This window comes from Mesorhizobium shangrilense (assembly GCF_040537815.1).
Lineage (GTDB): Bacteria > Pseudomonadota > Alphaproteobacteria > Rhizobiales > Rhizobiaceae > Mesorhizobium > Mesorhizobium shangrilense.
This window is the reverse complement of sequence record NZ_JBEWSZ010000007.1, coordinates 72,656-90,903: the sequence shown is the minus strand read 5'-3', so window position 1 is coordinate 90,903 and position 18,248 is coordinate 72,656. Positions and strand designations below refer to the sequence as shown.

Sequence of the window (18,248 nt, the reverse complement as noted above, 5' to 3'; positions counted from 1 at the left end):
CCATGATCCAACTGCCAACGAGGTCTTCGCCCGTCAGCAGGCGCGTCAACATGCGACTTCCGACCTCCGGCCACGTGTTGGGCCACGACACTTCGTCGAAAGCGGTCCGCTGCTCGGCGTTCAGCACAGAGGCCTAACCAAACGCGGCTAGGTTCGGTCAGCATCGCCTCCGTCAGCTCGTAATATACGTGGCCGCGCGCGTTCTTGACGACCACCTTCCGGACGCGGTCCTGCTCGGAAGTCCAGATGACGCTCTCATCACCGCCCTGTGTGCGGTTGGTCCTCTTCGCTCTCTCGATCCGGTTCCGCAATGCTTGATTGCTCGCGTGCGCGCCGCCCGCTGGATGACCTGCTTGTCCGGGTCGGTCGACCCAGCCAGCACCGCCGCGAGGAAGGCGCCGAAGTACTCTTCGTCTTCGGCGAAGCCAAGGAGAAATGGGCGACCTATCTTGAGGCGCTTGCGGAAGACGTGAGGGGCGTCGATGGCCAGCAACAGCGACGACCTTGTAATCAGCATGGACACCAGCACCATCAAGCGCCAGCTTACGCAGCTTGGCCAGGATATTACAGCGTCAACCGCCGGTATCTCGAAGCAATTCGAGACGATGGGCAAGAGCGTCGATGACTCCTATGCAGAGGCGCATCAATGAGATGGTGAACATTCCTTACACGGGAAAAATTGAGGAATGGACTGGGGCGCTCGCGACGACATCGGGCGCTATGGACAAGCTGGGCCATTCGGCGGGTGCAAAGGGCACCACTATGCGGGCGGTGAACTGGCGGGGTTTGCCTCGGTTTGGCCGCGTGCGCCTATGCCTTGCCGACCGGGAAGGGCAGCACGTTCCCATGGTTGCGGGATTCGAGCTCCCGATAGAGCATCACCAGCATCACCATCTCCGCACTACCGGGGGCCGATTTCTTCGGCATGGGATCCAAGAGCTTTTCGAGTTGAGCGTCGTCCATTGTAGCAAGGTGCAGTTTGATGGCTTCGATGCAGTCGCCAAGCGCGGCTAGCAATTCGGCTGCGTTGTTCTGCATGTTTTTCATTGCTGCCGGATAGATTTTGCCGGCATTGGAATGTCGGTCTGTATTCCTAGAGCGTCCGCTGCCCAGTCTCGCATTTCAGGGGAAGCATCGCTGGACTTTAAGATTGACACTGCCAGCGCCGCAATGTCGGCTGGCGGCTTTTGGTTCGAGACAGCGTACGCAAAATAACCGACTGCCATGGCACATCCTATCGAAATGATCGGTGGGACGAACTGCGTTGTCGTCAGAGCTAATGTGCGCCAGCGTTTGGATGGAATCGTTTTTGGAAGTTCATCCTCATCGATAAGGTCAGTCATTCCACTCAGCCCCGCGAGTCGATAGAACGCCATTTGGTAGGATTATTACCTACATTAGTTAAAGTGCGGATAAAGATTTTGGGAGTACAGAGATATCGGGAAGATGATCTCGTGACCACCTACGTCGTGAGCGTGTTCGAAAAGCCGCTCTGGCGCACCGTGTTGACGACCAAGGACAAGGCGAAGGCGTTGGCCCTGGGAGCGGAAATTGGCTACAAGGTCCGGGATGAGGAGATCACCCCGAAGCCCAAGAAGCGGTAGCAGTGGCCAGTGCGGTTGCCGGTGAAGACAATTGCCTTGTAAGCCGCGCTGGCCTGACGGGGGTAGGGGTCTCCGCCGCACCAAAATTAGCAGAACCTAAATAACGACAAATGGCGCGATCGCGGAAGCTGCTGCTCGTCGCCATAGCGGGATCGGAAGGAGGTGGTTCCCATGCATCCCGAGCGTTCCCCCTACGCACCGTTTGCGACGCGATCGTACCGAAAGCAAGCCGATCAGCTGCGTCCGGCCATCACAGATTGTAGGTCATTGAGCGTGAATTCAATCGAGTATCGGTATCTCGAGCCGTCGGTATAGACGCCTTCAGCCTCGATCGACACGGTCACCGCTCCGCTTGTTTCGCACCTGACATCGCCAGTAATCAAAGGTCGATCGAAGATGGTTCGAGACGTGCCTTCCCGCTTAGCAGGCCCAACTCGCATACGCATTAATTTGGCTCCCCAGCCCATTTTTATAGAGCCGACTAAAGCACTGAAAGAACGGGCTCGCAACAAACTTTGACGTAGTAGCCCAAGACGGCGTAAAGGACCTGTCATTGGGCGCGGGAGTATCCGGCTTTGCAGTAAGCAAGGTTGGCATCGGCGACCAAGCCCCCAAAGTTGGAGAGTCATTGTCGGGTGCGAATTTTCGACCGTTCAAAATCAAAGACTTAACGGGACGCAATTTTGCGTCGTTTAAAATCAATGACATAGGGGTCTCTTGAATTTCAAAGAGACCCCTACGAACTGCAGCCTTCCGACCGAGACCTGATGCCTTCGCCAATTTTGAACGTTTTTCGGAATAACTAACTGCCACCATCGGATAATCGGCAGGCAGCCCCCATTTCGCGCGATACGTGTCCGGCGTCAGTCCATAGACCGTCCTCAGGTGCCGCTTGAGCGACTTGAACTTCTTCCCGTCTTCCAAGCAGATGATGTAATCGGGGAACACCGACTTCTTCGGGTTTACGGCCGGGGCGCGCTTCTCTTCCGGCTGGGGTTCAGGAGTTCCCTGACCTGGTCGAGAGGCATTGCGGCAAGCTTCAGCTTCTGCCGCACGCCGCAGCCGATACGGATCACCCTTCGCGCGTCGCCGGCGCCAGGCAGGCCGTCGATCAGATATTCGATGTCATCTGCCGCCAATCGGCGACGAACGCCAAAGGCACCGTCCCGGAAGGGTATCTTTCCCTGGGCGTGACCACGCCCTCCGGCATTGGACCGGTGACGGCACGTGACCTTCTGAAATTAAATGTACAGGAGTGCTCCGACCTCGCGGATCTCTGCGAGCGGCAAAGCCGGCTGTGGAAAGCTCTTTCAAACGCGCGACCGGACGAGCGCGGCAAGATCGTCGCCGAACAGGGCGAGGAGCTTGTCCGGCTGATAAATCGCTTTTGCGTTGGCGCTGATAAATCGAACCTCAGAGGGCCATATCACCAGTACATTTCTCCTGTATAACGCGAGCCACTGGGCCGCGCTTTTGGGTCTGCATTAGTCGGGTCTCTTCTTCGGGTCGCCAGACCATACGAGAACATACGAAGGATATGGCTGGGCGAACCACCCGCTAACTGTTTGTTTTTGTTGAAAAGACGACGTCCCTCCGGCCCACCATTATCGTTATTTAAATCAGTGACTTACGCTTAATTCTTTGAGTTTGAATTGAGCGTTGTCGGTTAAGTCTCTGCCTTTGGGTGAAATGGTTTTGGGCCCGTTCGTCAATTTTCTCCGTCTCGTTGATGGCACTCGTCACAGGTAGCTCAACACTCCCGGCTTCGAAAGACCCTTCAGCGATGCGTGCGGTGATCGGCGGCAACGACGTACAATTAGGCGGGTTCTGAACTCGGCCGCAGGCTCAAGATGCTTGAAGGCGCTGTGCAAACCGGCGGGACATAGGAGACCTGAACCATCTCTAGGCGGCCCCATTGCGCGCAACTGACGTTCTCCGGTTTAGCTCTCCAAAGCCTCAATCAGCAACTGAAGGTCAAAGCTAGTCGAGGTTAATGTCGAGGATCGGGGCGCTGTGAGTCATCCGGCCTACGGAGATTAAGACATCGCGGCACATCATGGTACGCCGCTCACAACCCTGCTCGCGCGACTTAGCATGTCGTCGCGATTAAGGTCTTCACAGCCACAGGCGTCAGCCAGGAAAGGTCTTGCGCGCTTGCGCTGTCAACGACAGCGTCGACGAAGGCAACACCCTTCAGTCCATCATAGGCAGTGGGGATATCGCGACCAATGGCTGACGGCTCGCGCTTCTCGCGCTTGGCGTGGATCGCTTCCGCAAATCCGGCATAGAGGTTGGCGAACGCCTCCAGATATCCCTCGGGATGTCCCGGCGGCGTGCGGGTACGGGCCTTTGCTGCTTTGCTGAGATCATCGGCGCCGCGCTTGATGATCTCGGTTCGTCCGCCAAGGCGCGCATGGACGAGCTCGTTCGGCTGCTCCTGGAACCAGGACAGCGAAGCTTTCTCGCCGAAGACGCGCAGACGCACGCCATTTGATGATCCGAGCGCCACTTGCGAGGACCACAGCAGTCCGCGGGCGCCGCCTTGGTAACGCAGCAGAACGTGAGCATTATCATCGAGGGCACGTCCCTGGACGAACGTGGCGAGATCCGCCGTGAGAGATTCGAGCTTCAGGCCAGATACGAAACCCGCCAGGTGGTAGGCATGGGTGCCGATATCGCCGATCGAACCACCTCGGCCGTTCTTCTTGGGATCGGTGCGCCACGCCGCTTGTGCATTACCCTCCGTCTCGATGGCAGTCGCCATCCACTCAAGCGAATATTCGACCTGAACGGTGCGGATCTTGCCGAGCTGGCCGGTGGCGACCATGTGTCGGGCCTCGTGCACCATCGGGTAGCCCGAATAGGTGTAGGTCACGCCCATGAACCTATCGCTGTCGCGCACCAGTCTCTCTAGCGCGATGGCGTCCTCCAACGTCGCTGTCAGCGGCTTCTCGCAAATCACGTCGAAGCCTGCTTCCAGGAATGCTTTGCTGATGGGGAAATGCGTGAAGTTAGGCGTGCAAATGGCAACGGCGTCGATTTTGTCGTCGCGCTCGAGCTCACCTTTGATCATGGCCTTGTAGTCGTCATAAGACCGGGAAGGGTCGAGGCCTTCGCGGGCCGCAAACGCGTGTCCGCGGGCCGAGTCGACATCGAACGCGCCGGCGACGAGTTGCCAGGCGCCGTCCTGTCTAGCGGCGATGCGGTGGATGTTGCCGATATAGGCCCCCTGGCCGCCGCCAATCATGCCCAGCCGGAGGGGTTTCTTCGTCGTCGTGTCGGACATTTCTGTCTATGCCTCAGTCAAGCCCGAGCATTGCCCGGTTAGCGTCCTTGTTGGCGCCAGATTTCACAAAGTCGTCGAACGCCCGGTCGGCGACACGGATGATGTGTTTTCGGATGAATTCGGCGCCTTCCGCCGCGCCGTCTTCCGGGTTCTTGATGAAGCATTCCCATTCAAGGGTTGCCCATCCGTCGAAGCCGTAGGTGGACAGCTTCGTAAAGATGGTTCCGAAATCCACCTGGCCGCCGCCGAGCGACCGGAAGCGCCCGGCGCGCTTGGACCACGGCTGGAAGCCGCCATATGCACCGGTCTTGCCGTCGGGCCGAAACTCCGCGTCCTTGACGTGGAACATCTTGATGCGCTCGTGGTAGTGATCGATGAACGCCAGATAGTCCAAAGCCTGCAGCACGAAGTGGCTGGGGTCGTAGAGGATGTTGCAGCGCGGGTGGTTGCCGACGCGCTCGAGGAACATTTCGAAGGTCAGCCCGTCGTGAACGTCCTCACAAGGGTGGATTTCGAAGCAGAGATCGACACCCTGCTCGTCGAAATCGTTGAGGATGGGCAGCCAGCGGCGGGCAAGTTCGTCGAAAGCGTCGTTTGAGAAACGCCGCATGTTCATGTCGTCGATCAGCCGCTGGCGCAGCGGGCTGATCGCTGCATCGAGAATGGGATGGTGCATGGTCAGGCTCCTTGTTGAAGAAGCCCGCCATGCTCTGCTCCAGCCGAACGACGCTCGACGCGAGCGCGACGATCGGTTCTTGATCTCTACCTCAACCGCAAGCGCCCCTCCCGCGCAGCCGGTTCGTTCCTCGGCCCCAAAGCTGCCGGACCGCAACGCGCCCAATGTCCGCCGTTGAGGTCAGCTGCGCCGATTCTCGAAAGCGGACATCATCGACGACAGCGCAGGGGATGCAGCGCAAGCATCACATCGCTGCTTCCTGCTCCATCTCCTTCATGTCCTGAAAACGATCCGCGATCCGCGGATGGAGGCGGCCGCCATCCGCCGCGCCGATGGCTACGACGATTTCGTCGGCGGCCGGTCCATCGGCGATCTGGAAGTTGGCAGTGATGAAATGCGAGCGGCGACCGTTCTCGCTCTTGTGCATCATCGGCAATGACAGCAGCGCGCCCGGCGCGTTGCGGGTGTTGCAGAATTCGAGATAGGTCGTGCCGCCGACGGCGTCGCGGAAAACATTGCCGAAGCGCAGCGTGTGGATCATGGCGGAGGCATGCTCGATCTCGCCGGCGGTTCCGACGGCGGCGGCCTTGCCGTAGCTTTCGATGCGTTCCGCCGGCATCAGCCCAATCAGGCGGCGCGTGAGTTCCTGCCCGAGCCGGGGTGCGATGGCGACAATCTCCGGCCGCAAATCCTCGACAAAGCCGCGCCCGGCCCATGGATTGCCCAAGACGGCGGCGACGACGATCGATGTCACCGGCCTGGCGGCCGCCCTGCCGCCTTCAAGGTGGACTTCCTCGATGAAGGTACAGACTTTTCGCAATTCCATGATTTGGCCTCTCCACGTGGAAGCTCAAATCTAGTGAGCGCCAATCGGCGGGTATTCCTCCGGTTCGTAGGAAGAATCGGCGTGCGCCCCGCTTGGAAGCGGTGTAGCGTTCGTATATCCGCGACGGCTTAAATTCGCCCTTCGCGAGTGGCGGAAGATCAGGCGTGGACCACGAGTCGCAAATTCTCTCCTTGCGGGACGCCGCCAGCCTCATCAATTCGGGCGGCGATCTCCAGTCCGTGCTGCGCGACCTCGTGCTGGCGGCCTGCCGTCATGCCAAATGGACGTTGGGCTCGATCATGGGCATCGATGCACCGCATGGCCACGCCTATGTCATCGTGCGCCACGATCCGACGCTCATTCACCGCACGCTGCCGGACCGCTGGGAACTGGCCACCAGTCCCTCGATCGTCGCGCTCAACCGCAATGAACCGGTCTATATCAGGGACGCGCGGGTGTCAGAGGAATTCCCGGGCTATCGCCGCGAGGCCTTCGAGCGCGACTACCGCAGCGTGCTGGTTATGCCGATGAACTGCGTCGACGAAGACGGCCGGCCGATGGTGCTGACCGTCGTCTCGCGCGAGATCACCGAAGTGACGGCGGAGGATATCGCCTTCATCGGCATGATCGTGCATCTGGGCGAGATCGCGGTCGAGAAGCAGCATCGGCTGCGCCAGGAGAAGCAGGCTGGCGAACGCCTGCAACGCGCGCTTTCGGCGCACACCTCGCTTTTGCAGCAGGCCTTGTCGGACGGGTCCGTGGTCTCGCTCGCCGAAAAGGTCAGCGAGCTTCTGCCCAATCCGGTGGTGGTGATCGATTTCCATGCCAATCTAGTCGTCGCCGGCCGTTCCCCGAGCGAGGCGCATTTCGACATCGCCTCCTGGCAGCAGGCGGTGAGTGGAACGCTGAGCCGGCAGATCTTCAAGATAGCGCGTAGCGCGTCCGACGGGCGCCACACCGAGACGCTGTTTGTCGATGACGGCAAGCGACAGCTCAAGCTTTCGGTGCGCATCGAGCCGCTCACCATCGACGCCGAAGTGGTTGGCGCGCTGATGATTTTCCCGACGCCGCAGGCATCGGGCCAGCTCGACCAGATGCTGCTCGACAGCACCAAATTCGCGCTCAGCGTGCAGATGATGCGCAGCTTCGTGCGCTTCCGTTTCGAAACGCGTTCGCTAACCGAGCTTTTCCTGGAGGTGGCGGAGCGCCGCTGGCGCGACGAGGCCGATATCGTCAATCGCGCCCGCCGGCTGGGGCTCGACTTGAGCGTTGCGCAGAAGATGATCGTCGTCGACCTCGCCGAGCAGGCGAAGGACGGTGCTATCGGCCTTGCCGATCCGCATCATGCGCTCATGCGTCTCCTGCAGCAGGCCGGCATTGCCGGCACGGCAATCGCGGTGGAAGATGGGCTTGTCTGCCTGGTTCCTGCCGATGCCGGGCAGGACGGCGCGCGCTTCGCGAAATTGCCGCACAGGATCGCGGCCGAGCTCGGCCGCTATTTCGAACGCGAACCGGTGGTCGTGCTTTCCGAGGCCTGTGCCGCGCTGGGAGATTATCCCATCGCCTGGGAGCGGTGCCGCCGCATGATCCGGATCGGCCGTTCCTTCGGGCGCACCGGTGTCTTCGCCGGCCAGGATTTCGGCCCGCTGCCGATATTGGTCGCCGCCGCCGACGCTCCCGACGTGCGCGGCTTTGTCGAGGACAGTATCGGCGCCCTGATCGCGCATGACCGCGAGCACGGCACGCCCTATCTGGACACGCTGTTTGCCTATCTGCGCGAGGGCTGCCGCAGCCAGGCCTGCGCCGACGCAATCGGCCTGCATGTCACCACCTTGCGCTATCGCCTGTCGCGCATCGAGGAACTCTTCGGGATCCGTCTCGACACGCCCGAACAGCGCTTCGCGGTTGAACTGGCGATCCGTCTCAGCGGCATCATCGACAGCCGCGTGCCGGCAGCCCGCTAGACTCTCCTGACCTCGCCACCACTGTTGCGATGCGAGCCGCCGCAAGCTCAGGTTCGCCGCGCTCGCGCTTGCTCGGGATAACAGCAGCACGCTGCGCCATCTTTCCTACAGACCGGAGGAAGAACGCCGGCCGGCTCCTGCCTAGCTTTCATCCGACACTATGGAGGAAAGCAATGGCGGACGCGGTGGCACAAAGGACGATCGATCCGATCGCCTTGCGTCGTGCCTTCGGCACCTTCGTCACCGGCGTCACCGTCATCACCACGCGCGATTGCGACGGCAATCCGCGCGGCATGACCGCCAACTCCTTCACCTCGGTCTCGCTTGACCCGCCATTGCTCCTGGTCTGCGTCGGCAAGGCGGCGGCGAGCTTTCCCGCCTTCAACGAAACACGGTCCTTCGCGGTCAATTTCCTGCATGAAGGCCAGGTCGAAATTTCTTCGGTGTTCGCGTCCAAAGCGGCGGACAAATTCCAGTCGGTCAACCATGACCGCGCCCACACCGGCGCGCCGATCCTGACCGACAGCCTGACATGGTTCGACTGCACCGTTCACAACCGCATCGAGGCCGGCGACCACATCATCCTGATCGGCCAGGTCCAGGCTTTCGGCACCAGCCCATCGGCGCCGCTCGGATTTTGCCGCGGCCGTTACGCCAGCGTGAAGGATCCGCTGCCCGCCGGCTGGCTGGCCTCGCAGGACATGATCATCGGCTATCTGGTCGAAGCCGGAAACCGCATCCTTTTGCGCAGCGATGGCAAGGGAGGCTGGGTGCTGCCGACGGCGCGGCGCCGCAAGGCCGACAGCCAGCTCGTCCTCGATGGCGGCGAGGCGCTTAGCCTCGTCCCTGAAAACACCTTCCTCTATTCGGTGTTCGACGTCGCCGACAGCGACCCGGGCTATCTGATCTACCGCGCCGAACTGAGCCGTGAGAGCGCGCAGGCCGCGCTGCCGGATGGCCACGCCTTCTTTTCCGTCGACGCGCTGCCCTATGAGCGGATCGCCACGCATGAATTGCGCGCCATGCTGCGCCGCTATGCGCGCGAGCGCCAGGACAAGCGCTTCGGCATCTACATCGACACCGGTGACGGCGGCCGCGTCGCCATGATCGACGGCCAGTCGCAATCGTGGACGCAGGCCGCGTCCGAATGATGTTCCACGCAGGACAGACAGCATGAAAACGACGGTCGGATCGCTCGAAGGCTCACGCCAGAACCTGTTCATCAACGGTGCGTTCGTGGCCCCGAAAGGCGGGCAGTACATCGACAGTTTCGACCCGACCACCGGCAAGCCCTGGTACCAGTTCGCCGAGGCCGATGCCGAGGATGTCGGCGCGGCTGTCGAGGCCGCGCGTTCCGCTTTCGCAAATCCAGCTTGGCGGCGCATGACCCAGACCGACCGGGGTAAGCTCGTTCGCCGGCTGGCGGAACTTGTGCTGGAGCACGCCGACGAGCTGGCGCTGATCGAGACACGCGACAATGGCAAGCTGCTCAAGGAAATGCGGGCGCAGATGCGCGCCATGCCCGACAGCTACACCTATTTCGCCGGGATGGCCGACAAGCTGCTCGGCGACACGATTCCCGTCAACAAGCTCGACATGCTCAACTTCAACCTGCGCGAGCCGATCGGCGTCGTCGGCATGATCACGCCGTGGAACTCGCCGCTGATGCTGCTCACCGGCACGCTGGCGCCATGCCTGGCGCTCGGCAACACTGTGGTCGTCAAGCCGTCCGAGCATGCCACGGCCTCGACGCTCGCTCTGGCCGAGCTGATCATGGAAGCCGGCTTTCCCGCCGGCGTCGTCAATGTCGTCACCGGCACCGGTGCCGTGGCGGGGGACGCGCTGACGCGCCACCCTGGTATCGCCAAATTCGTCTTCACCGGTTCGACGGTGACGGGACGCCGCATTGCCGCCAATGCGGCGGAAAACCTCATTCCCTGCTCGATGGAGCTCGGCGGCAAGTCGCCGCATGTCGTCTTCGGCGATGTCGACATCGACCATGCCGTCAACGGCGTCGTGTCCGGTGTGTTCGCGGCGGCGGGGCAGACCTGCGTCGCCGGTTCGCGCTGTTTCGTCGAGGCCAGCGTCTACGATCGCTTCGTCGAGGCGCTGGTCGAGCGCACGAGGCGCGTGCGGGTCGGATCGCCGACGCTGGAGGAAACCGACATCGGTCCGCTGGCGCTGTCGGCGCAGCTTGCCAAGGTGGAAACCTATGTCGCCTCGGGCGTGCGCCAGGGCGCGAGCATCGCTGCCGGCGGCAGGCGGCCGCAGGCGGCCGAGCTTGCCGGAGGCTGGTATTTCGAGCCGACCGTGATGACCGATGCCGATAACGGCATGGACTTCATGCAAGAGGAACTGTTCGGGCCCGTTGTCGGCGTCATGCCGTTCTCTTCGGAAGACGAGATGATCCAGCTCGCCAACGACACACGCTATGGGCTGGCCTCCGGTATCTGGACGCGGGACATCAACCGCGCGCTGCGCTTCGCCAGGAATGTCGAGGCCGGCACGGTCTGGGTCAATACCTACCGCGCTTCCTCCTTCATGTCCGCCAATGGCGGCTTCAAGGAGAGCGGCTACGGGCGGCGCGGCGGCTTCGACGCCATGGAGGAGTTCTCGCGCCTGAAGAACGTCGTCATCGACTACTCCGGCGCCATGCATGACCCCTTCATCATCCGCCTTCGCTGACCAACGACGCAACGACCGGGAGACCGACATGAAATTCGCCGTTTCGCTGACCATGGAACGCTTCTCGCCCGACATGCCGATGGCAAAGGTGAAGAGCAATCTGCTCGACCTGGCGCGCCTGGCCGATGAGGGTGGCTTCGAGACGCTGTGGACGGCGGAGCATCACACGATCGAATGCACGATCTCGCCCAACCCGCTGATGACGCTGACCTGGCTTGCCCAGCATACCGAGCAGATCCGGCTCGGCACCTCGACGCTGGTCGCGCCCTACTGGAGCCCGATCCGGCTGGCGGGGGAGGCGGCACTTTGCGATCACCTGACCGGCGGTCGGCTGGAGTTCGGCATCGCGCGCGGTTCGTACCAATACGAGTTCGACCGCATGGCCGGCGGCATGCCACAGCAGGAAGGCGTTGCCTATCTGAAGGAGCTGGTGCCGGCGGTGAAGAAGCTGTGGGCGCAGGATTATGCCCATGACGGCGATTACTGGAAGTTCCCGCTCGCCGCCGGCGTGCCGAAGCCACTGCAGAAGCCGCATCCGCCGATCTGGGTGGCCGCGCGTGATCCCGGCACCTTCGACTGGGCGGTGGGCATCGGCGCTTCGATCCTGTCGACGCCCTTGTCGGCGCCGGCGGCCGAGATCGCCGTGCTCGGCGAGAAATTCCGCAAGGCCGTCGCCGATCATCCGGAGGTGCTGCGCCCGCGCCTGATGATGCAGCGGCGCACCTGCGTCTACGAACGGGCGCAGGACTGGGAGATCGCGGTCGGGCATGCCATCGACTACGGCCGCGCCTTCGAGAACCTGTTCCAGAACATCGGCACCGTGCAAAACGGCTTTCCCGAAGCCGTCCCCTACGAGAGCGTCAAGGGCAAGGACAACTACAATCCGGAAAACATCCGCCGCAACCTGATGTTCGGCACGCCCGACGAGGTGATCGAGAAGCTGCTCGACTATGAAGCGGCGGGCGTCGACCAATATTGCCTCGGCCTGACGTTCAACCTGCCATTCGAGCTGCAGAAGAAGACGATCAAGCTGTGGGTCGACGAGGTGATGCCGGTTTTTGCGGCCCGGGAGCGCGACAGGGCGCGACAGGCGGCGAGGGCGTGACCATGGCGCGCTCCGGCCAGCTCGATGTCGAGGGTGTGCTGCTCAACTGGCGCCTTGAGGGTGAGGGCGGCGTGCCGCTGGTCTGCATCCATGGTGTCGGCTCCTATCTCGAAGCCTGGAATGGCGTGGCGGGCCAACTGAAAGATCGCTTCGCGGTCCTCACCTTCGACCTGCGCGGTCATGGCCGCTCCAGCCGGGTCAAGGGCCGCTACGAGATCGACGATTTCGTCAAGGAGACGCTGGCGCTGGCCGACCATGTGGGGTTTGCCACCTTCCATCTGGCGGGGTTTTCGCTGGGTGGCCTGATCGCGCAGCGCCTGGCGCTGACGCATGCCGAGCGCCTGCAGAAACTGGTGCTGCTGTCGACGGTTGCCGGCCGCACGCCCGAGGAACGGCACGCGGTGCGTGGCCGGCTGGCGGCGCTGATGGCGAGTGACGCTTCGGCGCATCATGCCGCCTCGCTGTCGCGCTGGCTGACGGAGGATTTTCAGGACAGCAACCCGGAGGTCATCGCCGAGTTGCGCCGGCGTGACGCTGAAAACGACCGCGACTGCTATGCGGCCGCCTATCGCGTTCTGGCCGAAACCGATTTCGGCGGCGTTCTCGACCGCATCACCTGCCCGACGCTGATTGTGACCGGCGAGGACGACCAGGGTTCCAGCCCGCGCATGGCACGGCTGATGCACGAACAGGTGCAAGGGTCGCAACTCGCCATCCTGCCCGGACTTCGCCATTCGATCCTGATCGAGGCGCCGGCTCGGATTGCCGCGGTGATGGACGTTTTTCTGTTGGGTCAAGGTGGCAAGAGGGCGGCGGCCCATGGATAGCAACCTTCGCGAGGCAGGAGAGCGACGCCGGCCCCAAGCTTCACACGACACTTTGCCGGCATCAGGCCGGCCCCTTCCCTGTGATCGGGGGAATGGCGACGGCAAACATCCTCCGCGGCATCGGAAGACCGGACCGGCCGCGAGGTCGCTAAATCCGCGAGCCTTTGGGAGAGGACGCCGACCTGGTCGGCACGAAATTGCGAAGTCACGACCGGCTGAACCATCGTGACCGCAAGGGACTGAACAACAACAGGGGAATACGCACATGACAATCTGGAACAGACGACACGTGACGATGGCCGCGGTGGCGCTTGCGCTCGGCGCATATCCTGCTCACGCAGGCGCGGTGCTCGACCGCGTGATGGCGGCCGGCACCCTCAAGGTGGCGACCGATGCCAACTGGGCGCCGCAGTCCTTCGTGAATGCCAGCAACGAGCTGGACGGCTTCGATGTCGACGTCGCCAAAGCGATCGGCAAGCACCTCGGCGTCAAGGTCGAGTTCATCACGCCCGGCTGGGACATCATCACCGCCGGCCATTGGGCAGGGCGCTGGGACATGCATGCCGGCTCGATGACGCCGACCAAGAAGCGCGCCGAGATCTTCGATTTTCCGGCGGTCTACTATTACACACCGGCGGCCGTTGCCGTGCACAAGGACAGCAAGGCCAAGACGCCGGCGGACCTCGACGGCAAGGTGGTCGGCGCCACCAGCACCTCCACCTTCGAGGCCTATGCCAAGAAGGATCTGACACTCGATGCCGCCGGCGCGCCGCCATTCGAGTACAAGCTCAACCCGAAGGAGGTCCACTCCTACGAGAATTCGACGACCGCCTTTGACGACCTTCGCCTCGGCGACGGCGTGCGCCTGGATGCGGTGGTCTCTTCGCTGCCGTCGATCCTCGATGCCGAGAAGGCCGGTTACCCGATCAAGCAGCTGGGCGATCCGGTCTTCTACGAGCCGCTGGCGGTCGCCATCGAACGCGGCGATCCCGAACTCTGCGCCAAGATCGCCGACGCCGTGAAAGCAATGAAGGAGGACGGCACGCTGAGCAAGCTTTCCGAAAAATGGTACGGGCAGGATTATTCGAAAACAAACTAGCCCCTCAAAAAGGCGGCCTGCCCCGGCAGGTCGCCGAACAGCCGGTGCTCAAGATGCTTTATCCGGATACCGTCGAAGCCGAAATCCTTGTCCACAAACCCTGGTTCGTGGCGACGATGTTCGGCGTCGTTCTGCTTCTCTTCATGGCTTTCAACATGTCGGGCACCAGCTTTGCCGAACTGATGCGTCCGGTGATCGGCGAACCGTCGGTGAGCGGCCTTTACGGCCGCTTTGCCATTGCCTTCGCCATCGCGGTGATCTTCACCTTGAACGTCGTGCTGATCGGTTTCGCGCCGCTCAAGTTCCAGATCGGCATCGTCTGGCTCGAACTGCTGCTGCTGTTCATTGCCTTCTTCGAGACCTTCCATCTCAGCCTGCCCTTCATCAGGGAGAAGCTGCCGTTTCTGATCAGCCAGGGCGTTGTCACCACGCTCTACGTTTCGGCGATCTCGATTGTCATCGCTTCCGTCATCGCGGTCGCCGGCGCGGTCGCCAAGCTTTCCAGCAATGGCTTCGCCTACGCCATCGCCAGCTTCTACACCTCCTTCTTCCGCGGCCTTCCGCTGCTCATGCAGGTCTACCTGATCTATCTCGGCCTGCCGCAACTCGGCTTCGTCATCAATGCCGTGCCTGCTGGCATCCTGGCGCTTTCGCTCTGCTACGGCGCCTACATGACCGAGATCTTCCGCTCCGGCATACAGAGCATCGATCACGGCCAATGGGAGGCGTCGCGCTCCATGGGCTTCGGCTTCGCGCTGACCATGCGCCGGATCATCCTGCCGCAGGCGCTGCCGGTCATCATTCCGCCGACGGGCAACCAGTTCATCTCGATGCTGAAGGATTCCTCGCTGGTCTCGGTCATTGGCGTTTGGGAGCTGATGTTCCTAGCGCGCACCCTCGGCCAGAAGACCTTCCAGCACATGGAGATGCTGATTTCGGCAGCCATGATCTACTGGATGTTGTCGATCTGCCTCGAACTGGTTCAGTCGCGGATCGAACGGCACTACCACAGGAGCAAGGTGCGATGAGCGCTCCGGCCATCATTGAAGCCAAGGCCGTTTCCAAATGGTACGGCCAGTTCCACGCGCTGAAGGACATTAACCTGACCGTCCACAAGGGCGAGCGGATCGTTATCTGCGGGCCCTCGGGTTCCGGCAAATCGACGCTCATCCGCTGCTTCAATCGCCTGGAGGCGCATCAAGAGGGCGATATCACCGTCAACGGCGTTGCGCTGCATGGCAAGATGGGCAACGTCGCCGCCGTGCGCTCCAACGTCGGCATGGTCTTCCAGCACTTCAACCTGTTTCCGCACATGACGGTGCTGATGAACTGCATGGCCGGCCCGATGTGGGTGAAGGGCGTGTCGGAAAAGGAGGCGCGCAAGACCGCGCTGAAGTTCCTCGAGCGGGTCCGCATTCCCGAGCAGGCGAACAAGTTCCCCATCCAACTGTCCGGCGGCCAGCAGCAACGCGTGGCGATCGCCCGCAGCCTGTGCATGAAGCCGGCTGTCATGCTGTTCGACGAACCGACCTCCGCCCTCGATCCGGAAATGGTGTCCGAGGTGCTAGAGACGATGACGGGATTGGCTCGCGACGGCATGACCATGGTCTGTGTGACGCACGAGATGGGTTTTGCGCGTGCGGTCGCCGACCGGGTGATCTTCATGGACGCTGGGCAGATCGTCGAGGAGGGCACGCCCGACGCGTTTTTCGGCAACCCGAGCCATGATCGAACGAAGTTGTTCCTCAGCCAGATTTTGAAGCATTAGGCTTCTTGGAAAGGGCTGCTTTTCCAGTCGAATATCGGGAAGCGGAAAGTCGGCTCTCGGCCCCATAGCCGGCATCCAAACGTCTTGTCTGATTTCGCATGTGCAACCGATGAGGCGACAGCGGTGAAGCGCGGATTGCTCATCACCGCGTTAAGAATTGCCGGAAACGTTCCGATCGGCTTGAGCTAAAGACTTCCTCCGGCGGCCCTTGCTCTTCGACGATCCCCTTATGAAGAAAGACGACCTTGCTCGAAACGTCTCGCGCGAAGCCCATCTCGTGCGTGACCACCAGCATGGTCCGCCCTTCTTCCGCCAGTGCACGCATGACTTTCAGTACCTCCCCGACAAGTTCGGGGTCCAGCGCGGACGTCGGTTCGTCGAACAGCATGACGCGGGGGCGCTGGCCGAGCGCACGGGCGATGGCAGCACGCTGCTGCTGGCCACCGGAAAGGTGTATCGGATAGTGATTGATCTTATCCGCGATGCCTACCTTAGCAAGAAGCTCCTTCGCCTCCTCAACGCACTCTGCGCGCGGGCGACCTTGGACGTGAACCGGGGCTTCGATGACGTTTTCCAGAATCGTCTTGTGCGACCAGAGGTTGAAACTCTGAAAGACCATGCCGATGCGGGCACGCAGGCGGTCGACCTGTGCCCGGTCGGCAGGCCGCGGCCCGGACTTCGTCTGCTTCATCCGCATCATCTCGCCGCCGATGGAGACTTCGCCTCCGGTCGGGATTTCCAGCATGTTGATGCAGCGTAGCATCGTGGACTTGCCCGAGCCGGAGGATCCGAGGATCGAGACGACATCACCATCACAGGCGTCCAGTGAAACGCCCTTCAGTACGTCGAAAGCCCCGTAGGCTTTCCGCAGGTCGCGGATGCGAACGGCTGGAACCGCACCGGCAAGAGGGCTTTGCTGCGACTGCATTTCACTCATACTGCGTCTTCCCTCTCGATGACGATCGGCCTCGGAGCAGACCTCAGATGCGGCGTCAGCCTGTGTTCCAGGAAGTGGATGACGCGCGTGATAACATAATTGATAATCAGATAGATGCTTCCCGCGACGACGAAGACCTCGACCGCGCGGTAGGTTTCGGAAATCAGTTTGGCCGCAAGGCCGGTGATTTCCATCATGGTGATCACCGAAGCCAGCGCCGTCGCCTTCACCATCAGGATGATTTCGTTGCCGTAAGCAGGCAGGGCCTGGCGGATGGCAAGGGGCAGGACGATGCGTCGGAACACCGTGAAGCGGCTCATGCCGCAGGCACGGGCGGCCTCGATCTGGCCCTCCGGCACGGACTGCAGGCCGCCCCGGATTATCTCGCTGCCATAGGCGGCCGTGTTCAGAGCAAGCGCGATGATAGCGCACCAGTAAGGTTGGCGAAGGATCGGCCACAGCATGCTGTAGCGAAGCGTCGGGCACTGGCTGAGGCCGTAGTAGATCAGAAAGATCTGCACCAGCAGCGGGGTCGAGCGAAACACGAAGATGTAGGCCCTCGCAGCCCACTCGAGCGGCCGAATGCCCGAAAGCCGTAGCAGCGCCAGGATCAGGGCGAGGACCATTCCGAGCGCCACCGAGATGGACATCAATTGCAGGGTCAACGGAACGCCGGGCAGCAGCCGCTGAGAGGCAACGAGAAGGAAGGAAAAATCCATTATCCTCTCCTGAGACCGCGGGTGAAGTGTCTTTCGGCGTATTGCAGCGCCCATCCCGAAGCGGAAGAGATGAGCAAATAGAGGATTGCCGCCGCCAGGAAGAAGGAGAAGGGCTGCTTGGTCGAACCTGCACCGATCTGCGCCTGACGCAGGATTTCTACGAGCCCCGTCACCGAGATCAGCGACGATTCCTTCAGGACGAGCTGCCAGATATTCGCAAGTCCGGGCACGGCGAAACGCAGTGTCAGAGGCGCGATGATGCGACGGAAGGCTAGCGCAGGCGACATACCCGTAGCGTAGGCTGCCTCGATCTCCCCGCGCGCGACCACTTGGTACGCGCCGCGGAAGACTTCCGTGTGATAGGCGCCTGACACGATGGCAATCGCCATGGCGCCAGCGAAGAAGGCCGGCAGGCTTAGGAAGCCTTGGGCGCCGAAGAGCCGGCCGATCGGCGTGAGGATGGCGCTGGAGCCGAAATAGAAAAGGTAGATGACCAGGAGGTCGGGAATTCCGCGCAGGACTGTTGTGTAACCATCAGCGAGCGCACGGACGACGGTGCTCCCGGATATCTTCGCCCATGCGCCGAACGCACCTATTATCGCCCCGGCGATGAACCCCGTCACCGCCACCGCGATTGTCATGGCAGTTGCCGCTGACATGGCGGGACCCCAGCCGTCGGGAGCAAAGCTAAAGACGGTCGTCAGCCTGAAATCATTCATGGCCAGCTACCTGCGTGACTTTGCGGTTAGGAA

General features: G+C 61.8%; 18 protein-coding genes and 2 pseudogenes. 10 read left to right on the top strand and 10 right to left on the bottom strand.

The features are described from left to right. The first annotated feature begins 482 nt into the window (after window positions 1–482). Window positions 483–650 carry a hypothetical protein gene (locus ABVQ20_RS34765; RefSeq protein ID WP_354464345.1) on the top strand — a complete coding sequence of 56 codons (168 nt, stop codon included), beginning with the start codon at window positions 483–485 and terminating at the stop codon, window positions 648–650. 160 nt (window positions 651–810) lie between these two features. Here ABVQ20_RS34765 and ABVQ20_RS34760 read toward each other — a convergent pair whose 3' ends face one another. Both ABVQ20_RS34760 and ABVQ20_RS34755 read right to left on the bottom strand, forming a co-directional pair. Beyond that, on the bottom strand, window positions 811–1,038 hold the full coding sequence (locus tag ABVQ20_RS34760) for a hypothetical protein (RefSeq protein ID WP_354464344.1): 228 nt from the start codon (window positions 1,036–1,038) through the stop codon (window positions 811–813). Between the two features lie 5 nt (window positions 1,039–1,043). After that, window positions 1,044–1,343 (bottom strand): hypothetical protein, encoded by a 300-nt coding sequence (locus ABVQ20_RS34755; RefSeq protein WP_354464343.1) that lies wholly within the window; start codon window positions 1,341–1,343, stop codon window positions 1,044–1,046. Window positions 1,344–1,454: 111 nt separating this feature from the next. Between ABVQ20_RS34755 and ABVQ20_RS34750 the strand changes: the two genes are divergently transcribed. After that, on the top strand, window positions 1,455–1,604 hold the full coding sequence (locus ABVQ20_RS34750) for a hypothetical protein (RefSeq protein WP_354464342.1): 150 nt from the start codon (window positions 1,455–1,457) through the stop codon (window positions 1,602–1,604). A gap of 744 nt (window positions 1,605–2,348) precedes the next feature. Here the strand turns inward: ABVQ20_RS34750 and ABVQ20_RS34745 are convergent. From ABVQ20_RS34745 to ABVQ20_RS34725, 5 genes and pseudogenes are all read right to left on the bottom strand, one after another. Next, a pseudogene (locus ABVQ20_RS34745) lies at window positions 2,349–2,576 on the bottom strand (Ros/MucR family transcriptional regulator); the annotation flags it as partial. Continuing rightward, window positions 2,567–2,743: a hypothetical protein gene (locus ABVQ20_RS34740; RefSeq protein WP_354464341.1), complete on the bottom strand. Its 177-nt coding sequence runs from the start codon at window positions 2,741–2,743 to the stop codon at window positions 2,567–2,569. The pseudogene ABVQ20_RS34745 and the gene ABVQ20_RS34740, both read right to left, overlap by 10 nt. A gap of 950 nt (window positions 2,744–3,693) precedes the next feature. After that, window positions 3,694–4,851: a Gfo/Idh/MocA family protein gene (locus tag ABVQ20_RS34735; RefSeq protein WP_435528483.1), complete on the bottom strand. Its 1,158-nt coding sequence runs from the start codon at window positions 4,849–4,851 to the stop codon at window positions 3,694–3,696. A 52-nt stretch (window positions 4,852–4,903) separates the two neighbouring features. Then, a pseudogene (locus ABVQ20_RS34730) lies at window positions 4,904–5,479 on the bottom strand (sugar phosphate isomerase/epimerase family protein); the annotation flags it as partial. Between the two features lie 331 nt (window positions 5,480–5,810). After that, window positions 5,811–6,392: an amino acid synthesis family protein gene (locus tag ABVQ20_RS34725; protein ID WP_354464339.1), complete on the bottom strand. Its 582-nt coding sequence runs from the start codon at window positions 6,390–6,392 to the stop codon at window positions 5,811–5,813. 164 nt (window positions 6,393–6,556) lie between these two features. Between ABVQ20_RS34725 and ABVQ20_RS34720 the strand changes: the two genes are divergently transcribed. The 8 genes from ABVQ20_RS34720 (at window position 6,557) to ABVQ20_RS34685 (ending at window position 15,840) form a co-directional block, all read left to right on the top strand. Then, the gene (locus ABVQ20_RS34720) at window positions 6,557–8,356 is read left to right on the top strand and encodes a helix-turn-helix domain-containing protein (RefSeq protein WP_354464338.1); all 1,800 of its coding nucleotides are present in this window, start codon (window positions 6,557–6,559) and stop codon (window positions 8,354–8,356) included. A gap of 173 nt (window positions 8,357–8,529) precedes the next feature. Next, window positions 8,530–9,507 carry a flavin reductase family protein gene (locus ABVQ20_RS34715; protein ID WP_354464337.1) on the top strand — a complete coding sequence of 326 codons (978 nt, stop codon included), beginning with the start codon at window positions 8,530–8,532 and terminating at the stop codon, window positions 9,505–9,507. A 22-nt stretch (window positions 9,508–9,529) separates the two neighbouring features. Next, on the top strand, window positions 9,530–11,041 hold the full coding sequence (locus ABVQ20_RS34710; RefSeq protein WP_354464336.1) for an aldehyde dehydrogenase: 1,512 nt from the start codon (window positions 9,530–9,532) through the stop codon (window positions 11,039–11,041). A 28-nt stretch (window positions 11,042–11,069) separates the two neighbouring features. Then, window positions 11,070–12,146 carry an LLM class flavin-dependent oxidoreductase gene (locus tag ABVQ20_RS34705; protein ID WP_354464335.1) on the top strand — a complete coding sequence of 359 codons (1,077 nt, stop codon included), beginning with the start codon at window positions 11,070–11,072 and terminating at the stop codon, window positions 12,144–12,146. 2 nt (window positions 12,147–12,148) lie between these two features. Further along, window positions 12,149–12,973, top strand: coding sequence for an alpha/beta fold hydrolase (locus tag ABVQ20_RS34700; protein ID WP_354464397.1), 825 nt, complete (start codon window positions 12,149–12,151; stop codon window positions 12,971–12,973). 265 nt (window positions 12,974–13,238) lie between these two features. Beyond that, window positions 13,239–14,072, top strand: a complete 834-nt coding sequence (locus ABVQ20_RS34695) for a transporter substrate-binding domain-containing protein (protein WP_354464334.1) — start codon at window positions 13,239–13,241, stop codon at window positions 14,070–14,072. A 53-nt stretch (window positions 14,073–14,125) separates the two neighbouring features. Next, on the top strand, window positions 14,126–15,100 hold the full coding sequence (locus ABVQ20_RS34690; RefSeq protein WP_354464396.1) for an amino acid ABC transporter permease: 975 nt from the start codon (window positions 14,126–14,128) through the stop codon (window positions 15,098–15,100). Beyond that, window positions 15,097–15,840: an amino acid ABC transporter ATP-binding protein gene (locus ABVQ20_RS34685; protein ID WP_354464333.1), complete on the top strand. Its 744-nt coding sequence runs from the start codon at window positions 15,097–15,099 to the stop codon at window positions 15,838–15,840. The genes ABVQ20_RS34690 and ABVQ20_RS34685 overlap by 4 nt, the downstream gene beginning before the upstream one ends. A gap of 142 nt (window positions 15,841–15,982) precedes the next feature. On the opposite strand, the gene ABVQ20_RS34680 is transcribed toward ABVQ20_RS34685, so the two are convergent. From ABVQ20_RS34680 to ABVQ20_RS34670, 3 genes are read right to left on the bottom strand one after another with little or no spacing between them, the layout of a single operon-like run. Then, window positions 15,983–16,777 (bottom strand): ABC transporter ATP-binding protein, encoded by a 795-nt coding sequence (locus ABVQ20_RS34680; protein WP_354464332.1) that lies wholly within the window; start codon window positions 16,775–16,777, stop codon window positions 15,983–15,985. Then, window positions 16,774–17,496 (bottom strand): ABC transporter permease, encoded by a 723-nt coding sequence (locus tag ABVQ20_RS34675; RefSeq protein ID WP_354464331.1) that lies wholly within the window; start codon window positions 17,494–17,496, stop codon window positions 16,774–16,776. The genes ABVQ20_RS34680 and ABVQ20_RS34675 overlap by 4 nt, the downstream gene beginning before the upstream one ends. Beyond that, window positions 17,496–18,215, bottom strand: coding sequence for an ABC transporter permease (locus tag ABVQ20_RS34670; RefSeq protein ID WP_354464330.1), 720 nt, complete (start codon window positions 18,213–18,215; stop codon window positions 17,496–17,498). Before ABVQ20_RS34670 ends, ABVQ20_RS34675 begins: the two co-directional genes overlap by 1 nt. Between the last annotated feature and the right edge of the window lie 33 nt (window positions 18,216–18,248).